Origin of the sequence: Sporosarcina sp. A2, from assembly GCF_050858885.1 — a bacterium.
Taxonomy (GTDB): domain Bacteria; phylum Bacillota; class Bacilli; order Bacillales_A; family Planococcaceae; genus Sporosarcina.
In genome coordinates this window covers 411691-436954 of the sequence record NZ_CP193898.1, presented here as the reverse complement: position 1 = coordinate 436954, position 25264 = coordinate 411691, and the positions used below count along the sequence as shown (strand labels likewise).

Below are 25264 nucleotides of genomic sequence, written 5' to 3'. Positions count from 1 at the left end.
TAGCAGCCTTCTTATAAGAACTATCTACAAGATAACCAGTTCCTTCGTTGACGGTGACAACACTTCGCAACCTGCTTCTGTAATCAGCAACATATCTTCAATTCGTGCTCCACCTATTTCAGGTAAGTAGATTCCTGGTTCAATCGTAATAACCATCCCTGGTAGAAGTATTTTTTCAGAGTCCACAGAGAATAGCGGTTTTTCGTGTACTTCCAGACCAATACCATGACCTGTACCTGTTCCAGAATAATGATTATAGCCTGTTTCAATTAAGATATCCCTCATATATTTATCGACTTCTTGATCGGTCAATCCTGGCTTTATATGAGTTGCACAGTTAGTGAATGATCGCAGAACTGCTTGCTGTACTTCCAGCATTTTCTCACTCGGCTGCCCCAACGCAACAACACGTGAAATATCGGACCAGTAGCCATTATAGTTCGTCCCGAAATCTATCGTAATCATGTCACCTTTTTCAATGACCTTATCACTCGCACGCCCGTGTGGCAGTGATGCACGTTTTCCGGATGCAACAATTGGACTGAAAGTTGAAGTAATTCCACCGTTCTTTTTGATAAAACTTTCTAATTCACCAGCGACTTCCAACTCCGTCAACCCTGGACGGATGTAGTCCAGTACATGCACAAATGCGTCATCAGTAATTTTAGTAGATGATCGAATGTTTTCGATTTCTTCTTGAGACTTAACCATACGCAAGTTTTCAACGACATCATAGGTAGGAATCATTTCACAATTAGTTAATACACCCAATTTGGAATAGTTACCGAAGTTTAGATGCTGTTGTTCAAACCCAAGACGTTTAATTCCCATCTTATTAACTTGCTTGGCAACTTCATCGTAAATCTTATGCTTATGTCCTGTATGTTCTGCATGTAAAACCACGTGCAAACCCGTTTGATTTTTAGCTTGTTCGAAATAGCGATAATCAGTTATAAGAATAACATCACTTTTCGTTATTAATACCACGCCATTGCTTCCTGTAAAGTCAGTGACATATCTCCGATTCCAGTCACCGTTAATCATTAAACCATCTACTTTTAATTCATCTAATTGGTTTTGAAGCTTACTAATTCTACTCATTCTTACGCCTCCATTGTCATAGTAACAATCACAGAATTTCATTCTCACTCATTATAAAAGATATACCGGGAAGATAGTTGTGACGACAATAATTGATATTCCCGCGAACAGGATTGCACGTGATATTGTAGCATTTGCAGTAGGAGATGTTGTAAACTCATTTTGATCATTCACTTCTGATACGTAACTCTCCACTTTTGAAGAAGTTTTCAAGAACTTCTTAAAGCTATAAAAGAAGAAGTCAAATACTCCTTTTTCCAGCAATAAAAGTACTCCCCCTATCATGAACACTACTAATCCAAGAAGAAAAAATCCATCCCAAAATAGCGTACTTACATTTAGAAATAGAAATGCCAGTGCAACAAAACAAACGATGCTTATTGTAATGACCGATTTTTTCATCATTATAACCAGTCCTTTTCGTAAAATAAATTATACCAGAATGGCTGTAACTTCTGATTTCTCCCTGTACCTATCTACTTCGCCTTCTGTGCATGCAACCCAGTGTCCAACACTAATTTCCCTTAGCTTACAATCTTCTGACTCAATAGCCCAACTACCTTTAGGTATTCTAATTCTTTTTTTCTCAACTTCGGGATCCGGAACAGGTATTGCCGCTAACAAAGATTTAGTGTAGGGGTGTAGCGGATTCTCATAAAGTTCATCACTATCAGCCACTTCAACAAGTTTCCCTTGATACATAACACCAACCCGATCACTAATGTACTTCACCATTGATAAATCGTGTGCGATAAATAAATAGGTTAGGTTCTTCTCTTTTTGAAGTTTCTTTAGTAAGTTTGTAATTTGAGCTTGAATAGATACGTCTAGTGCCGAGATTGGCTCATCTGCTATGATAAATTTCGGATCTACAGCAAGGGCCCGTGCGATACCTATACGCTGCCTCTGGCCACCACTAAACTCATGTGGATAACGATTTGCATGTTCTTCAGCTAGGCCGACCGTCTTCAGTAATTCATAAACTTTTTCCATTCGTTCAGCTTTTGATGTATACAGTCCATGGATATCCATTCCTTCAGCGATGATGTCTGCAACGGTCCACCTAGGATTCAACGAAGAATAGGGATCTTGAAAAATCATTTGAATATCTTTATTCAAGTTTAAGTCACTTTTTTTGTGAATATCGGTACCTTTAAAATAGACCTCACCTGAGGTTGCGTCATATAAACGAACTAAAGTTCTTCCCGTTGTTGACTTCCCACATCCTGATTCACCAACTAGACCAAACGTCTCTCCTTCATATATATCAAAAGAAATCCCGTCAACTGCTTTTATGACTGAGTTTTTTCCACCCTTAAAGTGTTGCTTTAAATCTTTGACTTCGAGTAACTTTTCTTTTCCAATTTCTTTTTTTGTAACTTTATCGCTAATTATTTTTTCCACTTGTTGCTTCTCTTCTATTGTCTTTATAATTCCTGATGCTTTTTCATGTAATAACCAAGTTGCGGCAGAGTGTGTTTCAGATACTTTAAACATAGGTGGATCATGTAAAAAATCTATCTTAAGAGCATGTTCGTTCCTTAATGCAAAAGCATCACCTGGTGGAGGATAGAGCAAATTGGGCGGTGATCCTGGGATAGTTTGCAACTCTTCTTGGTCAATCGTTAAGTCAGGCATCGCAGCTAATAATCCTTTTGTATAAGGGTGTTGCGGATTATAGAAGACTTCGTCCGTCTTTCCGATTTCCACCACTTTTCCAGCGTACATAACAGCCACTCGATCAGCAATATTGGCAACAACGCCTAAGTCATGAGTAATAAAAATAATAGATGTATCCATTTTCTTTTGAATATCTTTTAATAACTCAAGAACTTGGGCCTGAACCGTAACATCGAGAGCTGTTGTCGGTTCGTCCGCAATTAATATTGCAGGGTTGCATGCTAATGCCATAGCAATAACTACACGCTGCTGCATTCCACCAGAAAATTGGTGCGGATATTGCTTTACTCGCTCAGCAGCATTTGTAATGCCTACTAACTCCAGTAATGAAATGACCTTTTTCTCCGCTTCCTTTTTCGTGATTTTTTGATGTACTAGAATTCCTTCCATAATTTGATTGTTTATTGTCATTGTGGGGTTTAATGAAGTCATCGGATCTTGAAATATTATAGCTATTTCAGATCCTCTAAGTCCTCTTAATTCTTTGTTCGAAATTTTAGTAATATCTCGATCTTGATACTCTATTTTCCCTTTAACGACTCTTCCTGAAGGTTTCGGTATCAATCCCATAATACTTTTCGACATTACTGATTTGCCCGATCCAGATTCACCAACAATGGCTAACGTTTCACCTTTGTATAAGTCGAATGTAACTCCCCGGACAGCACGCACTTCCCCATCGTATGTGTCAAAAGAGATATGTAAATCATCAACAGATAAGATTCTTTCCATCCTTAATCACCTCTATTTCTTCATTTTCGGATCAAACGAATCCCGAAGCCCATCACCTAGCAAGTTAAAACTAATCATTATTAAACTGATAATGACAGAAGAGAACATGAGCATATGAGGATATATTTTCAACATTTTAAAACCATCATTGACAATCATTCCAAGCGATGCAATTGGTGGTTGGAGTCCCAGCCCTATAAAACTAAGAAAAGCTTCCGTAAAAATTGCTGTTGGAATCGTAAACATTGTAGTAATAATAATGGGTCCCAAAGAGTTGGGGATTAGATGACCCCAAATGAGGTTTTTATCTTTAGCACCTAATGTTCGTGAAGCTAGAACGAATTCTTGCCCTTTCAATTTCAATACTTGACCTCGTACAATTCTAGCCATACTTACCCATCCCGTGATGACCATTGCTAATGTGATAGAAAGGATTCCCGGTTTCAATATCAAAATTAAAAGGATGACGACAATTAGATTGGGAATTCCCATTAATACTTCGATAATCCGTTGCATTACATTATCAATCCGACCTCCATAGTAAGCAGAGATACTGCCGTAAGCTACTCCGATAACCAAGTCTAGTGTAGCTGCTAAGAATGCGATATATAGAGAGATTCGGGTACCTTGCCATATCCGAGTCCATAAATCTCTTCCTAAATCATCCGTACCAAACCAATAGTAATCAGCTACCTCTTTTGCAACATATTGATCGGTTCCTCGTATATCAACACCACTGACACCTAAGAAAGATAGATTCTCTAATACGGGTACTTTGGGTGGTAAATTCGTTCTCGTTAGATCTTGCTCATCAAAGCCATGTGAATTCATATACGGACCAAATGCAGCTAAAAAAATTATTAAAATAATGAGTAGTAATCCTGTGAATGCACCTTTATTCTTTCTTAAGCGAATCCATGAATCTTTAAGAAACGTAGATGATGGACGGTTGATTGTTGTCTTCTCTTCGAACCCTTTTCCTGATTCCTCAAATAGGTCATCTGTTAATTCAAATTCATTTAACTTCACGGCGCCCACCTCCTGAAAGACGAATTCTCGGATCAATCACACCATATAAAAGATCAACAATTAGTATGACAACGATGAACAACAAACTATAAAATAACGTCACGCCCATAATTACTGGATAGTCATTTGTTAGAATTGACTTGACGAATTGTTCGCCTAAACCAGGCACACTAAAGATTTTTTCAACAACTAAAGTTCCAGTCATTAAAGATACGGTCAGCGGACCTAAAATTGTAATAATTGGGATCATAGCATTCCGTAAACCATGCTTCATAATTACCGTATATTCCTTAATGCCTTTCGCTCTAGCTGTAGTAATATATTCATTTCCTAGTACATCAAGCATTTCTGTTCTCATGAATCGAGCCATAGTAGCAACGACAAATGCAGCAAGTGCAATCGTTGGAAGGATGGAATATTCGAAGCCTTCCCAGAACGCAACTGGTAACCATCCGAGTCGTACACCGACCCAGTATTGTAGAAGTCCAGCTAGTACAAAGTTAGGAATTGATAACCCGAGAACAGCTACAACCATGGCTCCATAATCAACGAATGTATTGTGTCTCAGTGCGGCAATAATACCTAAAAAGAGTCCAATAATCATCCCTGCTATTAGAGATTGCGCCCCTAATATTGCTGAAACACCGATTCGCTCACCAATAATACTGCTAACGGACCTTCCATCAAATTGAAAAGATACTCCAAAATCACCTTTCGTAATGTTTCCAAGGTATTTAAAATATTGTACGGATAGGGGTTCATTTAAACCGTACCGTTCATTCAACACCTCTTTTTGAGTGTCTGATAAACGCTCATCATTAAATGGTGATCCTGGAAGCGTTTGCATTAAGAAAAATGTAAATGTAACAATTATTAAAAAGGTGAACAACATATATCCAATTCTGCTAGCAATATATTTTTTCATGCAAGTCACCACCTATATCTTTAAGAATTAATCTGTCGTACCTCTCTAATTCTTTTACTATTTGAAGAGATACGACAAATTATTTGTGAAAAGTTAGTTTTCTATTGTTACCCATTGGTAAGAATATGTTGAGTTCGCATGAGCCGTGAAGCCTTTTACATTAGGCTTAATGAGTCGTGCTGAGCCCGCTTGATACATTGGAGAAATTGCAGCTTCTTCTCCAATTAAAATTTCTTCCGCTTCTTGTAGTTCAGCAAATCGCTTGTCAATATCTGTGAAGTCAACCATCGCTTTTTTCACATTCTTATCAAATTGTTCATTTTTAAAGTCCTGCCAATTGTACGCACCGTCTGATAGGAACACAGAAAGGAACTCTACTGGATCTGCAATATCATTTCTCCAGCCTGAATAAGACAAGTCATAATTCAAGTCATCTTCCAGTGCTAACTTCTGCTTGTTCGGTTGCTGATTGATTGTAATGCTTAAGCCCGGTAGATTTTTCTCTAATTGATTCTTCATATACTCAGCTACTGACTTTCTCTGACCGTCATCATAGCTAAGTAGTTCTAAGTTTATTTCTTTAACACCAAGTTCTTCCAGACCTTTATTCCAAATCTCCTTCGCTTCTTCAAGAGTTCCCTTGTTCAAATCGCCAAAGCGGTCTCTAAATTCCTCACCATCTGGTGATTGTACAAATCCTGGGAATACTAACCAGTAAGCTGCTTTTGAACCATTCTTTAAAATCGCGTCTGCAGCTTGTTCCTTATTCCATCCCATATCAATAGCTTTACGGATATTCGTATTACTTAAGTATTCGTTTTTCTGATTCATACGTAAAAAGTAAACTTCTGATTTTAACGAAGTATTATACTCTTCGTGATCTTTGTATACATCTACAAACTCCGATGAAAGATTTGCAACATCGATTGTATCTGTTTCATATAAATTCACTTCAGTTGAAGTATCTTTTGCCACTTTGAAGTTGACCTCATCTACTTTCACATTTTCAGCGTTCCAGTAGTCTGAGTTCTTTTTCAATGTCCATTTCTGGTCATGTTCCCATGAATCAAGTGTAAACGGTCCATTAAATACGAGATTTTCAGGTTCAAGTGCATATTTGTCTTGTTGCTCTTCAGAAAACTTTTCGTTTTGTGGATAGAATACTGGATTTGTTAAAAGTTCAGTAAAGTAAGGTACGTCATTTTCCAGTTGCACTTCCAATGTAAAATCGTCTGGAGCCGTCACTCCAAGTTCATCAACATTTCCATACATTTCATTATCCGGATCTTGAATATTTGCAGCACCCTTCACTGCGTCCATCAAGTAAGCGTGAGGTGAGATTGAATCTGGGTGTAATGCTTTCTTCCAAGCATAGATGAAGTCTGTTGCTTTAGTAGGCTCACCATTACTCCAAACTCCGTCTTCTCTTAAGTGAAACGTATATTTTAATCCGTCTTCACTCACATCATAAGTTTCTACGAGCGCCTCACTGACTTTGTCATCTGCATCTATTCTAAATAGACCTTCGAAAATGTTCTGTATCATTGTTTGAGATAATCCATCCATAGCCCCATTTGTTTTTAGCGTCGGGATCTCTCCAGCTACTGCCAAATGTAGGACACTCTTCTCTGCTTTCTCATCAGCAGGTGTATCGCCATCTTTCTTGGTTTCTTGAACACTCTCTCCTCCATAACAACCAGCCAATAACATTAAACTTCCAACTATCATCATCAAGAACCATAGGGATTTCTTTCTCAACTTTTTCGCCTCCTAATAATGTTGTTGATTATTTCATTCGTGTTCAAATTAATTTACAGGCAACTGAAATTCGATACTATACTGTCCAATTACTTTGAATACTTTAGAAAGAGAAATTATAACGTCATTAGTTTTTACACATACTCTCTCTTTAGTTAACAGACGACTCTTTTTGAACATTCCGTCTTTTGTTCCCGGAAATCTGCAAAGAAAGTTTGAACACTATATTCGTGATTAAAAACGAAGTACAATAATCTCATTTTTGCAAGTAGATTTACTAAGGATGCTCATAATTCATAAATTAAGAGACTCGTTTAGTAGGTACTCGCCCCAGCCATTATCAATCCACATAGTCACCATTTAATGGTTTCTAATAGTTAATCGTTCACGTCCCCTCTCTTAATTAATTATTGTTTACATCTCTGAGTACAATAGATATCTTGCAATTTCCATGCCAACTAGTCGATATTTGAACAAAGTAGTCAAAGTTATCATCGAAGTTTAAATAGGGCTATGTTATAATAAACTACATATTCTAAATAGTCATACACCTATAATTGCTTCATAGTGACTTGCAGCTTTGATGAAATCTTGTATGAATTTATGTATCCTCTTATAACATTTAATATGTGGCATAACAAATCGTCCTAAAATATCCCTATTTTTGAATAGGAATTCGCTTCACTTGGTTAGAACTTTAGACACTACTAAACAAAGGGGAAATGGATATGGAGCTAGGACTTCAACAACGGCAAGAACTTAATTTATTGATGACCGTCGAATTAAGACAAGCCATAGAATTACTACAATACTCCACCTATGAACTCGAACAATACATCCGCGAGCAGGAGTTGGAAAACCCCCTCATTGTATTGAAGGAAAAAGAAGTGAAACCTGTCTATGAAGAACGGTTGCATCGTAAATCTTCTATTTATGGAACGTCTGAAATGCCCATGGATAACGTACAGTGCGCAGAAGAGAATAAGCGGGAGGAATTATTAAAGCAAGCACAGTTCATGTACCGAGACGCTCCTACGCAAAAGTTGTTAAAGTATCTCATCTACAACCTAGATGACAATGGATTTTTACAAATTAACCAACTACCTACGGATACAAATGTAGCGTTCAGTGAAGAGAACATAGAGAAAGGAATTCATCTTCTACAAGAACTAGGTCCTATTGGAATTGGAGCTAGGGACTTAAAAGAATGCTTACTCTTGCAAATTATGTACGCGTTTCCCGAAAACAAGTCAGCTGCCTGTTTAGTAGAGAATCATTTGAATTTGATTGCAGATCGTAAATGGAAAGAAATCGCTTCAAAAATGAACATTAGTATGAACGAAGTGAAAAATCTCTTCGATTTTATCCAGAGCCTCAATCCAAGACCTTGCTCATTTATGTCTGACGCTTCTACGAAATACTTAACACCTGACATTATCGTGGATTTAAACGAACATGGTTTCACATTTCACTTGAATGATGGTTATCTACCAGGAATTCATATGAACAACAACTATTCACAGTATCTTACAGAGAAAAGTGATGCATCCAAGTTCGTCCATTCTCAGTATAAAAATTATCAATGGCTACTAAACAGTATTGAACAGCGCCGGAATACAATTATTAAAATTGTCCGTGTTCTTTTGGATAAACAAGAGGAGTTCTTTAAACATGGATTCCAATCCCTGAAGCCACTCACACTCAAAGATGTAGCAGATGAAATCGAAATGCATGAATCAACTGTTAGTCGAGCAACATCGAACAAAGTGATACAAACTCCATTCGGTTCCTTTGACTTGCGCTTGCTTTTCACTTCAAAGTTGGAAACTTCGGATGGAAATACCATCTCCCAAACGAAAGTGAAAAAACTCTTAGAAAGTTTCATCGCGAAAGAAAACAAGTTCAAGCCGTATTCAGACCAAAAAATCGCAGAGTATTTCAGTACAGAAAAAGGAATTACGATTTCACGTAGGACCATAAGTAAATATCGAGAAGAACTGCGGATTCCCTCTTCCAGCAAACGCAAGGGTATCCAGATCTAAAACGCAAAAAAATAGGAGGAATGGAGAAGTATACATATCTCCATTCCTCCTATTTTTTTAAACTACTTTTAATCTTCTACTGAAAAGTGCCCGAACCAATATCTGTTATAACCGATAATTGCCCCGCTTATTAGAATCATATACATAGCTGAAGGCTTTTCCAGTACATAAAACAATGCTGAGAGAATGACAATCGCAAAAACAAGAGAACCTGCCGTTTTGAGAATCGGTGATATTTTTTGAAGGGAAGTTATCGAAATCACCTTTTCACTAATCCACATGAGTAGCGATGTAACAATGATAGCGCTTACCATTAGTACCAAAAAATAAGTTAGTCCCATAGTTTAGCTCCTTTATGGAAAGACATTCATTTCTCTTAGTATATACTAAAAACCGCTATTAATTCCACACTATTCTGAAATAACACACTAATAGAACTAAATGGTCTAGGATAAAAAATCCAAGACCATTTTATTACACATCAAGTTATTGTTTAATATTCACAAATACACTTTTCACTTCTGTATAGTTAGCTAATCCGTATTCTCCGCCCATTTCGCGTCCAATTCCAGATTGTTTGTAACCTCCGAATGGCATCGTTTCAATCTCGATACCAAAGTCGTTGATCCAGACCGTTCCGGCTTTCAACTTCTTCGCTACGTAATGTCCTGTTTTGATATTTTCCGTCCAGACACTTGCAGCTAAGCCGTAAATGCTATCATTTGCACGTTTGATTACTTCTTCTACTGTGTCAAAGACGAATACAGATAGAACAGGACCAAAAATCTCTTCACGAGCAATTGTCATATCATCTTCAACATCGACAAAAATGGTCGGTTGCACGTAATAGCCTGTATCGAACGCTTTGCTGCCGCCTGCGACAATTCGTGCACCTTCGCTTTTTCCTTGTTCGATGAAATCCAAAACTGTTTGTTGCTGTTTCGCTGAAACGAGTGGCCCCATGTCCGTTTCTGGATCCATTCCAGGCCCAAGTTTTAATGCGTTTGCACGTTCTACTAAACCAGTCACTACTTCTTCGTAATGTGATCGGTGAACGTAAACTCGTGTACATGCGCTACAGTTCTGTCCATGGTTATACATTGTTCCGTTAAATGCACCTTCAATCGCCTCTTCAAGGTTAGCATCTTCTAAAATGATACTTGGAGATTTACCGCCAAGTTCCAATGTGACACCCTTTAACTGATCTGAAGCTTTCTCCATGATCCCTTTACCGACAGCTGTTGAACCTGTAAAAGCAACTTTATCAACATCTTTATGTGTTACAATCGCATCCCCTGCTACTCTGCCTGCACCAGGTACAACATTGACGACTCCGTCAGGGAATCCAGCGTCTTTGAATAACTTCGCCACGTAAATAAGAGATAATGGTGTTTCGGTTGCAGGCTTGATGACCACCGTACAGCCGACTGCGAGTGCAGAGCCTAGTTTCCAGGCAGCCATCGCCAAAGGGAAATTCCAAGGAATGATTTGGCCGACCACACCTACTGCTTCGTGCACTGTGTAATTTAAATAGTCATTAGACACTGGAATCGTTTGCCCGACCATTTTAGTCGCCCAGCCCGAGTAATATCTGAAATGCTGAACGGTGCCGTCCACATCGTCTGCTAATGCAACTTCGTAAGGTTTGCCGTTGTCCAGTGATTCCAGTTGGGCTAGCTCTTCACGATTTTCCTCCAGGAGATTTGCAAACTTATAGATAAGATGAGAACGCTCAGCCGTTTCCATCTTTGTCCATTCGCCTTCATCAAACGCTTTTCTTGCAGCTGCTACTGCAACATCAATATCTTCAGTTTGCGCTTCACTAACTTGCGCAATTACTTCCTCAGTCGCTGGATTAATGACGTTAAACGTTTTACCGCTAATTGCCGGTCGATAATCTCCGTCAATATAAAGTCCTTTAACCCCTTGCAGGAACTCTTCTACTTTCGGTTTTAGTTTATAGTCTGTTACTTTCATTCTTAGTTCGCCTCCCCGTCTCAGTTAGTTACGATTTCCAAGCTGTGTAGAAGTTCTTTTAAAGTGGCTTCCTCTTCTTCATTAAGTGGAAGTCGCGGTCTGCGGCATGGTCCACCTGCTAAACCTTGGAGATCCATTGCTCTTTTAACGATTTGAACGTATTTTCCTGATCCTTCAAGGAATGCGCAAAGTGGCAGAAGTCTATCGTAAAGTGCCCAAGCCTCATCCATTTCATTGTTTTGAACATGATTATACATATCCGTCACAAGACGTGGTGCAATGTTTCCAGATACACAAATCCAGCCCGTTGCCCCTACAAGGAATGACTCAATCGCAAGATCTTCAGAACCACAGAATACTTTAATGAAACCTTCACCTTGACGTGCAATATCCCGCGCTTTGCCGATACCTCCACTAGACTCTTTAACGTGAGTAATGTTCTTCACATCACGACCCACTTTTAAAATCGTCTCTGTGCTAATATCGACACCTGACGTGAATGGGTTATTGTAGATCATCACTGGCAATTCCACAGATTCTGCTACTGCTTTGAAGTGTTCATAAATTTCGTTCTCTTTCGGGTGTGCATAATACGAGTTGATCAGCAACGCTGCATCTGCACCCGCTTTTTCAGCTTGTTGAGTATATTCAATCGCATCAGCTGTCGTTTCAGCTGCCGTACCGACGATGAGCGGAACTCGACCGTTAACTTGCTCAACTGCGACTTCAACCGCTTTATAGCGTTCTTCTTTTGTCAAACTGACAAACTCTCCTGTACTACCGTTAATTGCTAGTCCAGCTACGCCTGCATCAATGAAGTGTTCGATGTTGTTCTTAAAACCTTCCCAATCGATTTCCTTTTCGTTGATCATTGGTGTAATTAGTACTGGGAATACCCCTTCAAGTTTTACCATAATAAATTCCTCCTAAGTTTTGTTTTTTATTTTGAATAACTTCCAACAGGTGTTGCTTGTTTCTCAGTTGTGTTCGTTCTGTCTGTTTCTTCATCTTCCACTGATATCGCTGCCTTTGAATCCGTATACCAAATGAACTTGTTCGTAAATCCGTAAATGACTGAAATAAGTAGCACTAATATGTTGAACCATAGGAATGGTAAATAACTCATTGTTGAGACTCCGAGTGCTGCAGCCATGAATACGCCACCATCCGACCACGGTACCATCGGTGTGGTAATCGTTCCGCCCGCCTCGGTATTTCTGGAAAGCACTCGACGATCGATATGTTGACGATCATAGTTATCTCCAGTGATTTTACTTGCCGTGATGATGGAGACATACGCCCCACCAAATAGATTTCCTAGGAACCCTGCAAGAATTGTAGAAACCGTCGTTTTCCCGGGATTGTTGGCCCATTTTGATAAGTAGTTTCCAATCGCCCGCAAAATTCCAATTCTCTCCATCAGTCCGCCTACCCCAAGTGCAAAGATGATTAAAGCGATAACATCTAACATGAATACGATTCCACCGCGGTTTAGTAAATTATCGATGAATGGTACACCTGACACAATTGAATTACCCGCGTACATAATGTTAAATGCCTGTAAAAACGTTGCGCCCTGGAATAAGAAAGCCCAAATTGTCCCTAAAAAAGCACCGAATAGAATAACTGGAATGGAAGGCATTTTGAACGTTAGTAAACCAATAACGACAATAGCCGGAACTAACATATACCAACTAATACTGAAGTACTCATTCAAGGAAGCCATCGTTGATGTTGCAGCACTTAAGTCTCCTTTTCCATCAAAGAAAAATCCTGTAACTAAAAATAACAGTGCTGCGATCACCCAAGCTGGTATACTAACCGTCAACATCGATTTGATGTGATCGATCAGGTCCACTTTGGATAGTGAAGCAGTCATGACGGTAGTATCAGATAGCGGAGATAACTTATCTCCTACATAACATCCTGAAATGACTGCACCCGCAACTAGCGGTAAAGGAAAACCAAAACTTGCACCGATCGCCATCATGGCAATACCTGCTGTTCCCGCCGAGCCAAAGGAAGTTCCGGTAGCAATAGAAGTTACCGTACAGATGATGAACGCCGCCATTAAGAAGATATTTGGATCGATGATCGCAAGACCATAATAAATAATAGACGGTACGACTCCCCCAGCGATCCAAGTTCCAATTAATGCGCCTACGGATAGTAAAACGAGAACAGCTTCTAGTCCGTCACTAACTCCGTTCAAAAGACCTTGTTGCATTTCTTTGTAGTTATAGCCGATTTTCAAACCGACCATAATGATCAAGAACCATGTCGTCAACAGTGCCAAGTGAATTGAGATATCAAACTTTAGAATGAATAGCGTCATAATCAATCCGAAACCAATTAAAACAAATAGAGTTTCGCCTAAACTAGGTAATCTTTTTTCAGTTTGCATACCGTTCCCCCTATACTAAGTTCCCGTGTCCATTTTCCACCATTCCTTTGCAACAGTTTTAGTTCACGTTACGCCACCCTTTCTATGCCAATAAAAACCCCTCCTTCAATGGGTCGTCTTGGTCAAAGATGAATTCATGGCTGCCCGTAACAAACGCTTCTGTTTTAACGGAGAAACGTGTGCTTCCTTCTGTCACTTTATTTACTGTTAGTGCACTTCCGAAAACACTATGATTTTCAATTTTCGATTGGTCCGCTGCTTTTTCCAACAGCGCTGTGAGAATCGCAAACGTACTATCTACTCCTGGAGAACGAAGAATATAGCCATCTTTTTCAAAGGTCACAGATTGTAGTTTCCCTGGATAAGATGGAATTAGATTGACAACGACAACTCCTGCATAGTCGATGTTTTCTCTATTCAATTCCGTCGTCTTTCCCAACCCCCAACGGTTCAATTCCGCTAGATACTCCAATTCAATGCCAGGTATCGTATCAGGCAACCTGAAAATCAAATAATCGCGGTCGTTGTCAACACGGACTGCTGTATAATCCGGATTGCTTTCGATTACAGAACACGATTCACTTTCAATAGAGACAGAAGTTACTTCTTGGTTTTCTACAAGCGCTTTCACCGTATAGATGCCCTTCACTGTCTCCACTTTATAAAGTCCATCCTCTGTTTCATTCAAATTCCCCGTCTCTATTAATGCCGTTACCGTCGTAAGTAATCCTTCATATTTGAAGTTACTTACATCTTGATGATTGAAAAACAGCAACGAAAACTCTGCAATTCGAGATGGAACAACGACACATCCATGCATCCCGCGATGTCCGCGTGGTTCGTTCAGCAATAGATTCTTTTCATTCGTAAAGCCATTTTGTAACTGATGATGTTGAGCTTGAATGTCATCCCCATTCAGCCTGATAGGTGATTGGATGACGATTCTGAATGCTTCCCCTGCGACATGCGTGTCAATCGTGTTGTACATTTTTTCGTAGTTCATTTAGACACCTTCTTTCACGGACTCATGTTCCATAGGTGGTATGAGCAAATACCCTTCACGCAGCGGATCTTTTTCATTGTAGAAGAATCGATGATTCCCCATGATCCAAGCGGAACCTGTTACTTCTGTAATCACGGCATCCAGCTCATCCACCTTAGTTTCTTCCAGCACCTTCGCTTTGAATAACGTGCCGACAATGCTCTCATGAACGAACAATTCACCGATCCCAATTTCTTTGTTTTTATACAACGTCGCTAGTTTCGCAGATGTCCCTGTGCCACATGGAGATCGGTCTATCCCTCCAGGCGGTACGATAACTGTGTTTTTCACATCAGCATCCGGATGAACAGGATCCGTGTAAAACTCGATATGCGTCAATCCAGATATGAATGGAAATTCTGGGTGGACTATTTCCTCCGTTGCATTGATGGCATTTCGGATATCGATGGCCTGGTTGATAATCGTTGTTGCATTGCTCTCTACTAACGGCAGATTTAATTTCCGTGCATCGATAATTCCGTAGAAATTCCCACCGTATGCAATATCACATTGCACGTGACCGATCCCGTTGACATCGAGTTCAACGGATTTCAATAAAAACGCTGGGACATTATCGAATGTCACTTCTTCGGCTTTTCCGTCGGTGACTTTGATGTTCACTGCGATCAACCCCGCAGGAGTATCAATATTGATATTCGTAAATGGCTCATGGACTTCAATCAGCCCGGCTTCAACAAGAGCTGTACAGAAACCGATCGTATCGTGTCCACACATTGGCAAATATCCGCCAGTTTCAATATAGATGACCCCGACGTCTGCATCCGGATGACAAGGTTCTGTCCATAACGCACCAGACATCACACCGTGCCCGCGCGGTTCATTCATTAGAAACTTTCGGATCCAGTCGTAGTTCTTTTCCATATACAACATCTTTTCTGACATTGTGTCGCCCACTAAAGGAGGCAACCCACTAATTAGCGTTCGAGTCGGATTTCCACCCGTGTGCGTATCAATCGTTGTAAACAATCGCTGGTACTTCATCAGATCATCACCCTTTCCTTAAAACGGCTGAGTTGTAGTGGCTCTATTGGAATACAAGTTTCCTTCTCATTAAGCATTTCTTCAATAAGTTTACCGGTCACAGCTGCGAGACTGATCCCATCCCCTTCATGACCTGCCGCTATAAAGTATCCTGGTATGTGCTCCACGCGTGAAATGATTGGTAAGTGATCTTCTGTCCACGGTCGCAATCCCGCATACGTCCGAATCACCGTCATATCGGCTATTTGGGGATAAAACCGAATCGCACGCCTCGCAATTAGTTTCGTCACTTCATGATTCACTTTTGTATTAAAGCCACCGAATTCTCGACTACTTCCAATTAGGAAGTTTTGGCTTTCAGTAGGCTCGAACACGAGCGCAACTCCGAACTTCTCCATGGCTGGGTCAACGATTCGTTCACCGCCAAATTTCGAAATCAGGTAACCGAACTCCATCACTTTCCTCAAGCCAACGGGCTGTTGACGTGATGCGACGATCAGTTGACCTTTTCTAGGAAGGATTGGAATGTCGAGTCCCACCATCGCGCCAAGTTTCGGAGCCCATACGCCACCTGCGTTAACTACTTTTTTAGCAGTATAAGTTCCATTATTTGTTTCAATCACAAACTGACCGGTTTCATTTTTGGATACATTTTTAACTTCAGTATTCGTATGTATTTTCGCGCCGTTTTTTTCAGCACTATGAAACATTGAATACGTCATCATATATGGATTTACAGTGGAATCTGTTTTACATTCCAATCCACCATACAAATCATCCGCAAAGTACTTGGATTCGTTCCGCAAGTCCTCACGGTCCAACATCTTGAACTCCAGCCCCGCTTCTTGCTGTTTGCTAACCCACTGATTCGCTGCTTCCATTTCAGCATCATTTTCACACACTAAAATACTCCCTGGGTTGCGGTATTCAAAAGATACTTCAAGTTCTTTGTCCAACTCATGGACAAGCATCTGACTTTTCAAAGACATTTGACTATCAAAACCAGGATCTTTATCGATCGCAAGTATGTTTCCATCACATCTAGAAGAGGTGCCGCTTGCTAACTCATTCTTTTCAAGGACCGTAATATCAAGACCAGCTTTCGAACCATAGTAGGCAATCGATGCCCCTATAATTCCACCGCCAATGACGACGACATCTCGATGTTTCATATTCATCACAATAATCCTCCTCTCGTTCACTTATTTATATGTATTGCAAGTAGCGTGCCAAAATGGAAAATCCTCGTACATTATCAATCTCTATTGAAAATTCTAATAATTAGTGTAAAGTTATTTATACGTTTAAAATATTTTGACAGTTGAGGTGTTTAACCAAATGAACTTTTCGCAAAAACTGCCAAGCAAACTAGTAGATACAGAATTCACAATCATTGATTCAAGTCAGAACCCAGCTTCTTTGACCCAACAAATTGCTTCAGAAATGCCTAAAATGGTATTTCAATTAGTAGATAATAGTCTGCACTGTGTAAAAACTACTGAACTTACTAATGAAATCCTCTACACTCCATGCTGTACGCTTTCTGTGAACAGTACAATTGAAGAAGCCTTCGAGGAACTGAGAAATACAAATGTTGCACTTATCGTCAATGATTCCAATGATTATGTAGGATTTCTCACATACGAAGTGTTTTCTAAACACTTATTTTTGGAATACCAAAGAGCACAAGCTTATTTGAAAACGATTTTACAAACGATCGATGAATCTTGCACAGTAATTGACCAAGATGCGAATGTTCTTTACTGGACAAAAGGCGCTGAAGAAATATTTTCTGTAAAAGAAAAAGACATTATCGGTCTGCCGATTACCAACTTCTTCAGTCCAGAAAGATTAGAAATACTAAATACCTTAAAAAACGGAACATCGTTACATCATAGTCAGCACCATGCTCGGAAAGATCTTGTCGTGATGATTAACTCTAACCCTGTCTATTTAAATGAAGAGATCATAGGTGCTGTCGTTTCAGAAACAGATATAACGAGACAAATCTTACTAAATAACGAGCTCTACAACACTTCCGAAAAGTTATTCATATTAGAGGAAGAAGTTAGGAAGAAATCCCCTTCTGTCAGCCCCTTTTCCTATATAAAAGGGAACAGTCCATCCATTAAGCAAACATTGGATATCGCTAGAAAAGCTGCCTCTTCAGATGCAGCCGTCCTCATTTATGGAGAAAGCGGAGTCGGAAAAGAACTGTTCGCAAAAGCGATTCATAACTTACGTGAGCCTGAAAACTCACCATTTGTCGCCATTAACTGCGGAGCTATTCCTAATGGATTGTTCGAAAGTGAAATCTTCGGTTATGAAAAAGGTGCCTTTTCTGGAGCCAATCAAAAAGGAAAAAAAGGGAAAGTAGAACTTGCAAAGAATGGAACGTTGTTTCTCGATGAGATTGGAGAAATGCCGCTAGAAATGCAAGTAAAGATGCTAAGGCTTTTGCAAGAAAAAAAGTTTTACACTGTGGGTGGTACGAAGGAAATTGAAGTGGAATTCCGTATTGTTGCTGCAACCAATCGCGATTTAAAAGAGCTAATTAAAGAAGGGAAATTTAGAGAAGACCTTTATTACCGGTTAAACGTCGTAAACTTCAAAGTTCCTCCCCTACGCGAGAGACCTGAAGATATTATTGAACTCACTCATTACTTCCTTTACGAATTGTCCGTGAAGTATAACCGTCCCATTCACGGAATTTCTCAAGAGGTCATGCAGGCGTTACTTCAACACGACTGGCCAGGAAATATCCGTGAACTAAAGAATGCCATCGAACGACTCGTTGCGTTTTCCGAGAATGGTGAAATTAAAATCGATGACCTTCCGAATGAAATGGAACGAATTCCACAGTCTACTATAGAAGATCATGTTGTCTTATCTTCCTATCCGACACACACGACTGAGCAACTTTCCTTACAAGAACAACTACGAATGTACGAGAAGGACATCATTCTAAAAGAATTGAGTAAAGCCGATGGAAATAAACTTCTTTGCGCAAAGAACTTGGAAATCACTAGGGCTACTCTTTATAATCGGATGAATAAATTAGGAATTCAATTATAGATCGCCAGACTTGGCTACATTCTTGCATATATCTTTAGTATGCAAATAGAAATAGACTGAGGATGGAGTGATTAGCTTGTCGGAGAATGAAATGATTATCTGTAGATGTGAGGAAGTAACCTATGGAGAATTGAAGAATACAGCTGAAACCTATAATTGCTCGGCACGCGAACTGAAACTTCGGACTCGTGCAGGCATGGGGTATTGCGGTGGAAGAACATGCCGTTCGATGGTGGATAGCATTGCACACTCCACTGTAGAAAGGGATGTTACGCAAATCACGTTAAAGTATCAACCGCCTATTAGACCGGTTAGTTTCGGAAGTTTAGGGGAGGTTACAAAATGACGAATCGTATCATTAATCACCCTATCTTGGATAAAGTGGACGACACAGCTATGGTTTCCTTCACATTCAACAACACTGTTTTACGTGGGTTGAAACAGGAGTCACTTGCTGCTGCTCTCTTGGCAAATGATATCCGGACGTTGCGTGTCCACGAAGAAACCGGAAGCCCCCGTGGGATCTATTGCAACATCGGCCACTGTTTTGAATGCCGAGTCACCGTTAACGGACAACAAGGTGTAAGAGCCTGCCTGACACCTGTTCAGGAAGGCATGACTGTATCGAGCGGAGAAAAATTCCTGACGTCCGTAAAAGACTGGAGGTTGAATAATGAGTAAAGTCATTGTTATCGGTGCAGGGCCTGCCGGCTTATCTGCTGCTATCACGATTGCTGAAAGAGGTTACCAAGTTATCATTCTCGATGAATACATGTTGGCCGGGGGACGCTTGCTAGGTCAACTTTACGAAGAAGAAAACGGGAATTGGTGGAATGGTATTAAAGAATCTAAGAATCTGCATGATAAGGCGATTGCGCTAGGCATTGAAATCCGTTTAGGTACCCCCGTTTCCAATATTGAAAGGTTAGATGGGGACTGGATCGTTTATACGGATGAGGAAACTTACTCCACTCAGCACCTGTTGCTTGCAACCGGAGCGGCTGAAGTTCCATTGCCGATACCAGGTTGGACTCTTCCAGGCGTCATGTCCGTCGGAGCTGCCCAAGTGATGACTAATGTACATAGAGTCAAACCTGGAAATCGCGGTGTTATTATTGGTGTGAATGTGCTGTCGTCCGCCATTGCAATGGAACTGAAACTTGCCGATATCGATGTGGCTTGCATCACGTTGCCAAAGATGAATCAAGTGACGAAAAAATCCGCTAATCCGATGGATGTCATGAATTCACTGTTGCATGTTTCTCATATGGCACCGTCTGCCTTCGTGAAGTTCGGTAGTAAACTGATGAAAAATGAATTTATGAAAAAGATGGGCATTACGTTCTTCCCGAAAAACGGAGTGAAGATGTGGGATATCCCGATCATGCTTCGAAAAGCTGTCATTGATATTTATGGGGATGGTGCTGTTGAAGGCGTAACGCTAGCTACAATCAATCCATCTGGCGAAGTGATACCAGGAACGGAAGAGAAAATCAGCGCAGACTTCGTTTGTATCGCAGGTGGATTGTATCCGTTGGCGGAGCTGGCGGCAGTTGCTGGCTGCCCGTTTTATCACATCGAAGAATTAGGAGGTTACGTACCTCTTCATAATAATCGTATGGAGACCGTCTTGGATGGACTCTACGTTGCTGGGAACATCACCGGAATTGAAGGCGCTAAAGTGGCTATACGACAAGGGATCACTGCGGGGCTAGCAATTGCAAACAAACTGAATGGTGGCAAACACGAAGCAGAAATTGAGGAAGCGGTTAAGTTGATTGATCATACGCGGAATCATGCGTTCATTCAGTTCCATCCTTCTGTTAAAGAGGGGAAACAGAAACTCCAACAGTATTGGGAGGAGTATAGTCAGCAAGCTAAGGTGGAAGTTACTAGTTAATATAATTTTCTATAACAGAGGGGGCTATCCAAAAGAGTCATGTAAATGACCTTTTGAGATAGCCCCCCTTATTTGAATATATTTATAAACGGTGTTGTTTTACGTTTCAGATGAACGCGGGCCTACAGGATGTAGGTCATGCAACCATTGCGGCAGGACGCCGTGAACTTAGGTTGCTTCCTTAGCTATCCCACCGGAGTCGTCATCTTCCACTTCAATCAACGGAGCTACTAGGAATTAGTGTTGAAGGTTCTAATGATGCATGCTCAACTTAACTCTTTTTGATAGTTAAAATCGTTACTAACCACGTTTCAAGTTCATGGATTAGAACACTAAAACCAATGGCATCGAATCGTTTAGATGGTTACGTATTGTCCTAGTTTTTGTTCTTTCGCGGTTTCGTATACGCCGATTGCAACGGCTAGGTCGAAGTAGGCGGCGCCTACGCATTTGAAGAACGTTATTTCTTGGTCGTTTTCACGAGCTGTTAAATTCCCGACGTAAGCGTCCTTCAGTTCCCCGTGAATCTTGTCATAGGACCAGTCGCTTTGGGCATTTGCGTGGATTAGCTCCCCTGCTTCTTCGGTGGCACCGTGGAAATCATCGACAATGACTTTGTCTGCACGGCATATGAACCTATGGTCCACTTCTCTCATATGTGGCAAATAGGAGCCAACGCCATTCACGTGAGTACCCGGTTGAATATCCTTACCATCGAATACAGGTGTTTCCGACCTTGTGCTGCAATTGATGATTTGCGATTGTTTAACGACTTCGGATTTTTGTTCCTCTGGTATCACTTCTATGTTGATAGAGGATGGGATTCCAAATTCCACTAACTTCTCCTTAAACTGTTCTGCATTCGCTATTGTCCGGTTTACTAGATTGATGGTCTTGATATTCCGTACTTCCAATACACCAAGTACTTGTTCAAACGCCATACCTCCTGTTCCGATACATGTTAGAATCTCTGCATTTTCCATTGCATAAAGGTCAGTTGCAATCGCGCTTAAGGCACCTGTCCTTATGCGAGTTAAATAGGATGCGTTGACGAGAGCAACATGTTCGCCTGTTTTTGCATCAGATACTAATGTCACTCCTTGAGTCGTCTTTCCTCCTGATTGTCTGTTGTGCGGGAAGATTGTGACGGCCTTCATCGCCATCAGTTCTTTATCCAAATCTGCACTCGGCATATATAAGACACTTGCCTCATGCTTTTTAAATTCAATTACAGTCCGTAACGGGTTTTCTACTTGCTCCTCTACTTTAGCTTTCAAGAGGTGCTCTAAATCTGCAACCGCTTTATCCATTTTGTACATGTTTTGTATTGTTTTTTCATCGAGTATGATCAAAACATTCAGCCCTTTCTTTTATCCTATTTGATTATGTGATATACCTTATATAGTTAACGAATTTCAGAGGAGAGTGTTTGTGATGGATCAACCTATTGGTGAAAGAATTCGTGATATCCGTAAAGAAAACAAAATGACCTTAAAAGAAGTGGCTGAACAGACAGGGTTTTCGATCAGCTTTCTTTCGCAATTAGAAAGAGGGAAAAGCAGTGCCACACTAGAGTCTTTAAAAAAGCTATCTTTAGCGTTACAAGTGAGTCCTGCCATATTTTTCGATGACGTACCCGCTACACTTAGTGACGACCTCTCTTCAGAAACAGAAAAATTAAATCATCATAATATCATGTATAAAAGTTTGCATCATTCAATGAAAGACTATGCTTTTCAACCCTTACTCATTAACTTAAAGCCTGGTCAAAATGAAGGAAATGCATTTACTCATAACGGACAGGAATTTCTCTTTGTATTAAAAGGTGTTCTTACTGTTCTGTTGGGTAATGATAAAGTTGAACTGGAAAAACACGAGTCGATCATGTTCGATTCAAACCAGACGCATTACTGGTACAACTATACGGATGAAGAAGTTGTCTTCCTATGTGTTTCTCACGATTTTCAATAATAGCCGAAGAGACCAAGAGATCTCATCGGCTATTGGTTTATAAATCTTCTAACTTGTTGCCATACCTTGAATGTACGATTGCAGTTCCTGTTAAATCGCCTGCTATGTTATTTGTCGTATTTCCTGCATCGACTAATGGTGACACCGCTGCATATATCGCAACAATTTCTAAAGGTAATCCTAATGAGGTCATCAAAATGGCCATCATTACAATATCCGCTCCCCTAGCCCCTGCTGTACCCATCGATAGAGCCAGACCTAGAAAAACAAACTGGACTAATAATCCAAACGTAATAGGGATATCATATAAATTCGCTGCGAAGATTGCAGTGACTCCAAATGTTACCGCCAAACCATCCATGTTAATGGTTGCACCTAACGGAAGAGTAAAACCATAAATCTTATCCGATATGCCTAATTTCTTTGAGACATTCATAGATGCAGGTAGAGTAGCGTTACTAGAGGACGTTGCGGCAGCTAACATCAAAGCTGGACTAATGGCACGTAAAAACTCCAAAGGCTTAAACTTCGTGAATAATATAATGAGCGTAGGATATACAACAAATAATAGAATTGCCAGTCCTATAAGCGCACTCATCACATAGTACATGGCAGATGAGATAATGGTCATATCTGTTGTACCCACTAATTTCGCAATGAGAGCTAGTACTCCAAGAGGTGCCAGATACATAATCATATCCGTGATTTTCAACATTAAAGCTGCGCCTTCTTGAAAGAACAATCGCACGGTTTTAACTTTATCCCCCATGCTTAAAAGAGCAACTCCGATAATGATGGCCCCAATAATAATTTGCAACATATTCATTTCAACGAAGCTACCAAATAAATTGTTAGGCGTCCAAGAAATTAGATTATCTATAAAATTAAATTCCTCAGGAGAAACTACTTCCCCATCTGTCAGCATTCCAACAGAGTTTTTTCCGGGATTCATAAGTAAAGCAACCCCAATACCAATAGAAGCAGCAATAACAGTAGTAGTCATATAATAAATAATTGTAATTCCACCAATGGATCGTAAGGACTTAACGCTCGGTAAGTTAGTTATCCCATCAATTAAGACTAGAAATGTTAAAGGAACGATTAGCCATTTGAGTAGACTAATGAATATATCACCTATTGGCGCAATATAAACTACATTCTCTTTCAAGATTAACCCTAGCACAATTCCTAAAACTGCCCCAATTGCAACTTGAACGAATAGATGTTGTTTCTTCCACCATCCCATAGCGTATCCCCTTCCCTACTTATTCACTTATCTTCCAGCAAAAAACCTGTAGGTAATTCATCGTAAGGATCCGTCACAAACTGATGAAAACCAGTAATATATGCCGTACCTTCAACTTGTGGAACAACACCTGGTATACCTGCCACCGTTGCTTCCCCAATAATTTCTCCTTTAAATTGACCGTCTGTAATACACTCATGGATAAAAGAATCCCCATTTTTCATTTTGCCATGAGTATATAACGTTGCAAGACGAGCAGATGTACCTGTGCCACACGGAGAACGGTCAACCTGTTCATCTGCGAATATCGTTACGTTCCGTAAATCCGAGTCTTCTTTTACAGGAGAGTCTGAGTAAATAACTCCATAGATTCCCTTTAGTCCTGGCTCGTCGGGATGTACAACATTGTAGTTGGCCTCGACAAAGTGCTTTATTTTTGTTCCCCACTTTTGTAAGTGTGGCAAATCCTTCTTCGACACTTCAAAGCCCAATTGTTTTGAATCCAGAATGACATAGAATGCGCCACCGAATCCGATATCAGCAACTAAATCCTTCCCTTCAATTGTCATTTCAATCGACTTTTCTAAAACGAATGAAGGTACGTTTTCAAATGATACCGATTTCACTCTCGTTCCTTCCACATTGGCATACGCAATTACTTCTCCTGCTGGACTGTCAATGACAAATCTAGGTCGCTCTTCAGTAACTTCAAAACGTCCTGTTTCGATTCCCATCGTAACAACAGCGATAATTCCATGACCGCACATCGTACTCCAACCTTCGTTATGCATAAATAGGACTCCAAAATCAGAACCCTCTTTTGCTGGAGGTGTAATGATACATCCGTACATACCATGGTGGCCTCTTGGCTCATACATCAATACTTTTCGAAACTCATCTAAATGCTCCATACAATACTCTCTACGTTCTAATTGCGTGTTTCCTTTAATCTCTGGGAAGCCATCCGTAATAATTCGTAAAGGTTCACCAGACACATGCATATCTACTGTTGAAATCATCTTATTAATAATCATTTTTCCATCTCCCTTTTCCAATTCAGTATATTATTGAAGTACCACTTAAATTCAGTATAATTGAAATAGTTTACAATAGTCAATTGATTGTTTGGAATAGTACGAAACTATCTGAATAGAATACAAACCAAAAGTCTCCTATCCAAACGTTCACTCAACTGCTTTCATTGTAGACCTAAGTCTTTAAAGTCTTTGAAGACTTTATAAATTAAAAATCCCTATCCAGCTCAGTTTAATCAGCTAGATAGGGATTATATTTATTGGTTTTTACATAGTAGTGATTGGATTAATTACTTTAAGAACTTTTTAATTCGTAAGCCTGCACCTACTGTAAGCCCGTCATAAG

Annotated in this window: 22 protein-coding genes; 6 read left to right on the top strand and 16 right to left on the bottom strand. The window is 40.0% G+C overall.

The features are described from left to right. Positions 1–24: 24 nt before the first annotated feature. From ACRPI0_RS01895 to ACRPI0_RS01870, 6 genes are all read right to left on the bottom strand, one after another. Positions 25–1101 (bottom strand): M24 family metallopeptidase, encoded by a 1077-nt coding sequence (locus tag ACRPI0_RS01895; RefSeq protein WP_432354434.1) that lies wholly within the window; start codon positions 1099–1101, stop codon positions 25–27. Positions 1102–1152: 51 nt separating this feature from the next. Continuing rightward, positions 1153–1506, bottom strand: a complete 354-nt coding sequence (locus ACRPI0_RS01890) for a DUF3899 domain-containing protein (protein WP_432354433.1) — start codon at positions 1504–1506, stop codon at positions 1153–1155. 27 nt (positions 1507–1533) lie between these two features. After that, complete coding sequence (locus ACRPI0_RS01885; protein WP_432354432.1) at positions 1534–3513, bottom strand: ABC transporter ATP-binding protein; 1980 nt, start codon at positions 3511–3513, stop codon at positions 1534–1536. Between the two features lie 12 nt (positions 3514–3525). After that, positions 3526–4542, bottom strand: a complete 1017-nt coding sequence (gene opp3C, locus ACRPI0_RS01880; protein ID WP_432354430.1) for an oligopeptide ABC transporter permease — start codon at positions 4540–4542, stop codon at positions 3526–3528. Continuing rightward, complete coding sequence (gene opp3b, locus ACRPI0_RS01875; RefSeq protein ID WP_432354429.1) at positions 4529–5467, bottom strand: oligopeptide ABC transporter permease; 939 nt, start codon at positions 5465–5467, stop codon at positions 4529–4531. The genes opp3C and opp3b overlap by 14 nt, the downstream gene beginning before the upstream one ends. A 93-nt stretch (positions 5468–5560) precedes the next feature. Next, positions 5561–7225 carry a peptide ABC transporter substrate-binding protein gene (locus ACRPI0_RS01870; protein WP_432354428.1) on the bottom strand — a complete coding sequence of 555 codons (1665 nt, stop codon included), beginning with the start codon at positions 7223–7225 and terminating at the stop codon, positions 5561–5563. A gap of 728 nt (positions 7226–7953) precedes the next feature. Here ACRPI0_RS01870 and rpoN point away from each other — a divergent pair. Continuing rightward, positions 7954–9267: an RNA polymerase factor sigma-54 gene (gene rpoN / locus ACRPI0_RS01865; RefSeq protein ID WP_432354427.1), complete on the top strand. Its 1314-nt coding sequence runs from the start codon at positions 7954–7956 to the stop codon at positions 9265–9267. 68 nt (positions 9268–9335) lie between these two features. Here the strand turns inward: rpoN and ACRPI0_RS01860 are convergent, their stop codons facing one another. The 7 genes from ACRPI0_RS01860 to ACRPI0_RS01830 all read right to left on the bottom strand — a co-directional run bounded on the left by ACRPI0_RS01860 (position 9336) and on the right by ACRPI0_RS01830 (position 16864). After that, a complete protein-coding gene (locus tag ACRPI0_RS01860; protein ID WP_432354426.1) occupies positions 9336–9608 on the bottom strand; it encodes a hypothetical protein in 273 nt (90 codons plus the stop codon). Positions 9609–9753: 145 nt separating this feature from the next. Then, positions 9754–11244, bottom strand: coding sequence for an aldehyde dehydrogenase family protein (locus ACRPI0_RS01855; protein WP_432354425.1), 1491 nt, complete (start codon positions 11242–11244; stop codon positions 9754–9756). Positions 11245–11264: 20 nt separating this feature from the next. After that, a complete protein-coding gene (gene dapA / locus ACRPI0_RS01850; RefSeq protein ID WP_432354424.1) occupies positions 11265–12158 on the bottom strand; it encodes a 4-hydroxy-tetrahydrodipicolinate synthase in 894 nt (297 codons plus the stop codon). Between the two features lie 26 nt (positions 12159–12184). Continuing rightward, positions 12185–13648: a Na+/H+ antiporter NhaC gene (gene nhaC, locus ACRPI0_RS01845; RefSeq protein WP_432354423.1), complete on the bottom strand. Its 1464-nt coding sequence runs from the start codon at positions 13646–13648 to the stop codon at positions 12185–12187. 82 nt (positions 13649–13730) lie between these two features. After that, positions 13731–14651: a proline racemase family protein gene (locus tag ACRPI0_RS01840; RefSeq protein ID WP_432354422.1), complete on the bottom strand. Its 921-nt coding sequence runs from the start codon at positions 14649–14651 to the stop codon at positions 13731–13733. Then, positions 14652–15692: a proline racemase family protein gene (locus ACRPI0_RS01835; protein WP_432354420.1), complete on the bottom strand. Its 1041-nt coding sequence runs from the start codon at positions 15690–15692 to the stop codon at positions 14652–14654. It abuts the gene before it with no gap. Next, a complete protein-coding gene (locus ACRPI0_RS01830; protein WP_432355859.1) occupies positions 15692–16864 on the bottom strand; it encodes an NAD(P)/FAD-dependent oxidoreductase in 1173 nt (390 codons plus the stop codon). Before ACRPI0_RS01830 ends, ACRPI0_RS01835 begins: the two co-directional genes overlap by 1 nt. Positions 16865–17030: 166 nt before the next feature. Between ACRPI0_RS01830 and ACRPI0_RS01825 the strand changes: the two genes are divergently transcribed. The 4 genes from ACRPI0_RS01825 (at position 17031) to ACRPI0_RS01810 (ending at position 20667) form a co-directional block, all read left to right on the top strand. Continuing rightward, positions 17031–18767: a sigma-54 interaction domain-containing protein gene (locus ACRPI0_RS01825; protein ID WP_432354419.1), complete on the top strand. Its 1737-nt coding sequence runs from the start codon at positions 17031–17033 to the stop codon at positions 18765–18767. Between the two features lie 91 nt (positions 18768–18858). Beyond that, a complete protein-coding gene (locus ACRPI0_RS01820) occupies positions 18859–19113 on the top strand; it encodes a (2Fe-2S)-binding protein (protein ID WP_432355858.1) in 255 nt (84 codons plus the stop codon). Next, a complete protein-coding gene (locus ACRPI0_RS01815; protein WP_432354418.1) occupies positions 19110–19448 on the top strand; it encodes a (2Fe-2S)-binding protein in 339 nt (112 codons plus the stop codon). The genes ACRPI0_RS01820 and ACRPI0_RS01815 overlap by 4 nt, the downstream gene beginning before the upstream one ends. Further along, a complete protein-coding gene (locus ACRPI0_RS01810; protein ID WP_432354417.1) occupies positions 19441–20667 on the top strand; it encodes an NAD(P)/FAD-dependent oxidoreductase in 1227 nt (408 codons plus the stop codon). Before ACRPI0_RS01815 ends, ACRPI0_RS01810 begins: the two co-directional genes overlap by 8 nt. A gap of 356 nt (positions 20668–21023) precedes the next feature. Here ACRPI0_RS01810 and ACRPI0_RS01805 read toward each other — a convergent pair whose 3' ends face one another. Then, positions 21024–21986 (bottom strand): ornithine cyclodeaminase family protein, encoded by a 963-nt coding sequence (locus tag ACRPI0_RS01805; protein WP_432354416.1) that lies wholly within the window; start codon positions 21984–21986, stop codon positions 21024–21026. A 115-nt stretch (positions 21987–22101) separates the two neighbouring features. Here ACRPI0_RS01805 and ACRPI0_RS01800 point away from each other — a divergent pair, with 115 nt between their 5' ends. Beyond that, the gene (locus tag ACRPI0_RS01800) at positions 22102–22638 is read left to right on the top strand and encodes a helix-turn-helix domain-containing protein (RefSeq protein ID WP_432354414.1); all 537 of its coding nucleotides are present in this window, start codon (positions 22102–22104) and stop codon (positions 22636–22638) included. A gap of 37 nt (positions 22639–22675) precedes the next feature. On the opposite strand, the gene ACRPI0_RS01795 is transcribed toward ACRPI0_RS01800, so the two are convergent. Together ACRPI0_RS01795 and ACRPI0_RS01790 are read right to left on the bottom strand one after the other, a co-directional pair. Then, positions 22676–23884 carry a dicarboxylate/amino acid:cation symporter gene (locus ACRPI0_RS01795; RefSeq protein WP_432354411.1) on the bottom strand — a complete coding sequence of 403 codons (1209 nt, stop codon included), beginning with the start codon at positions 23882–23884 and terminating at the stop codon, positions 22676–22678. Positions 23885–23907: 23 nt separating this feature from the next. Next, positions 23908–24918: a proline racemase family protein gene (locus ACRPI0_RS01790; RefSeq protein WP_432354409.1), complete on the bottom strand. Its 1011-nt coding sequence runs from the start codon at positions 24916–24918 to the stop codon at positions 23908–23910. Between the last annotated feature and the right edge of the window lie 346 nt (positions 24919–25264).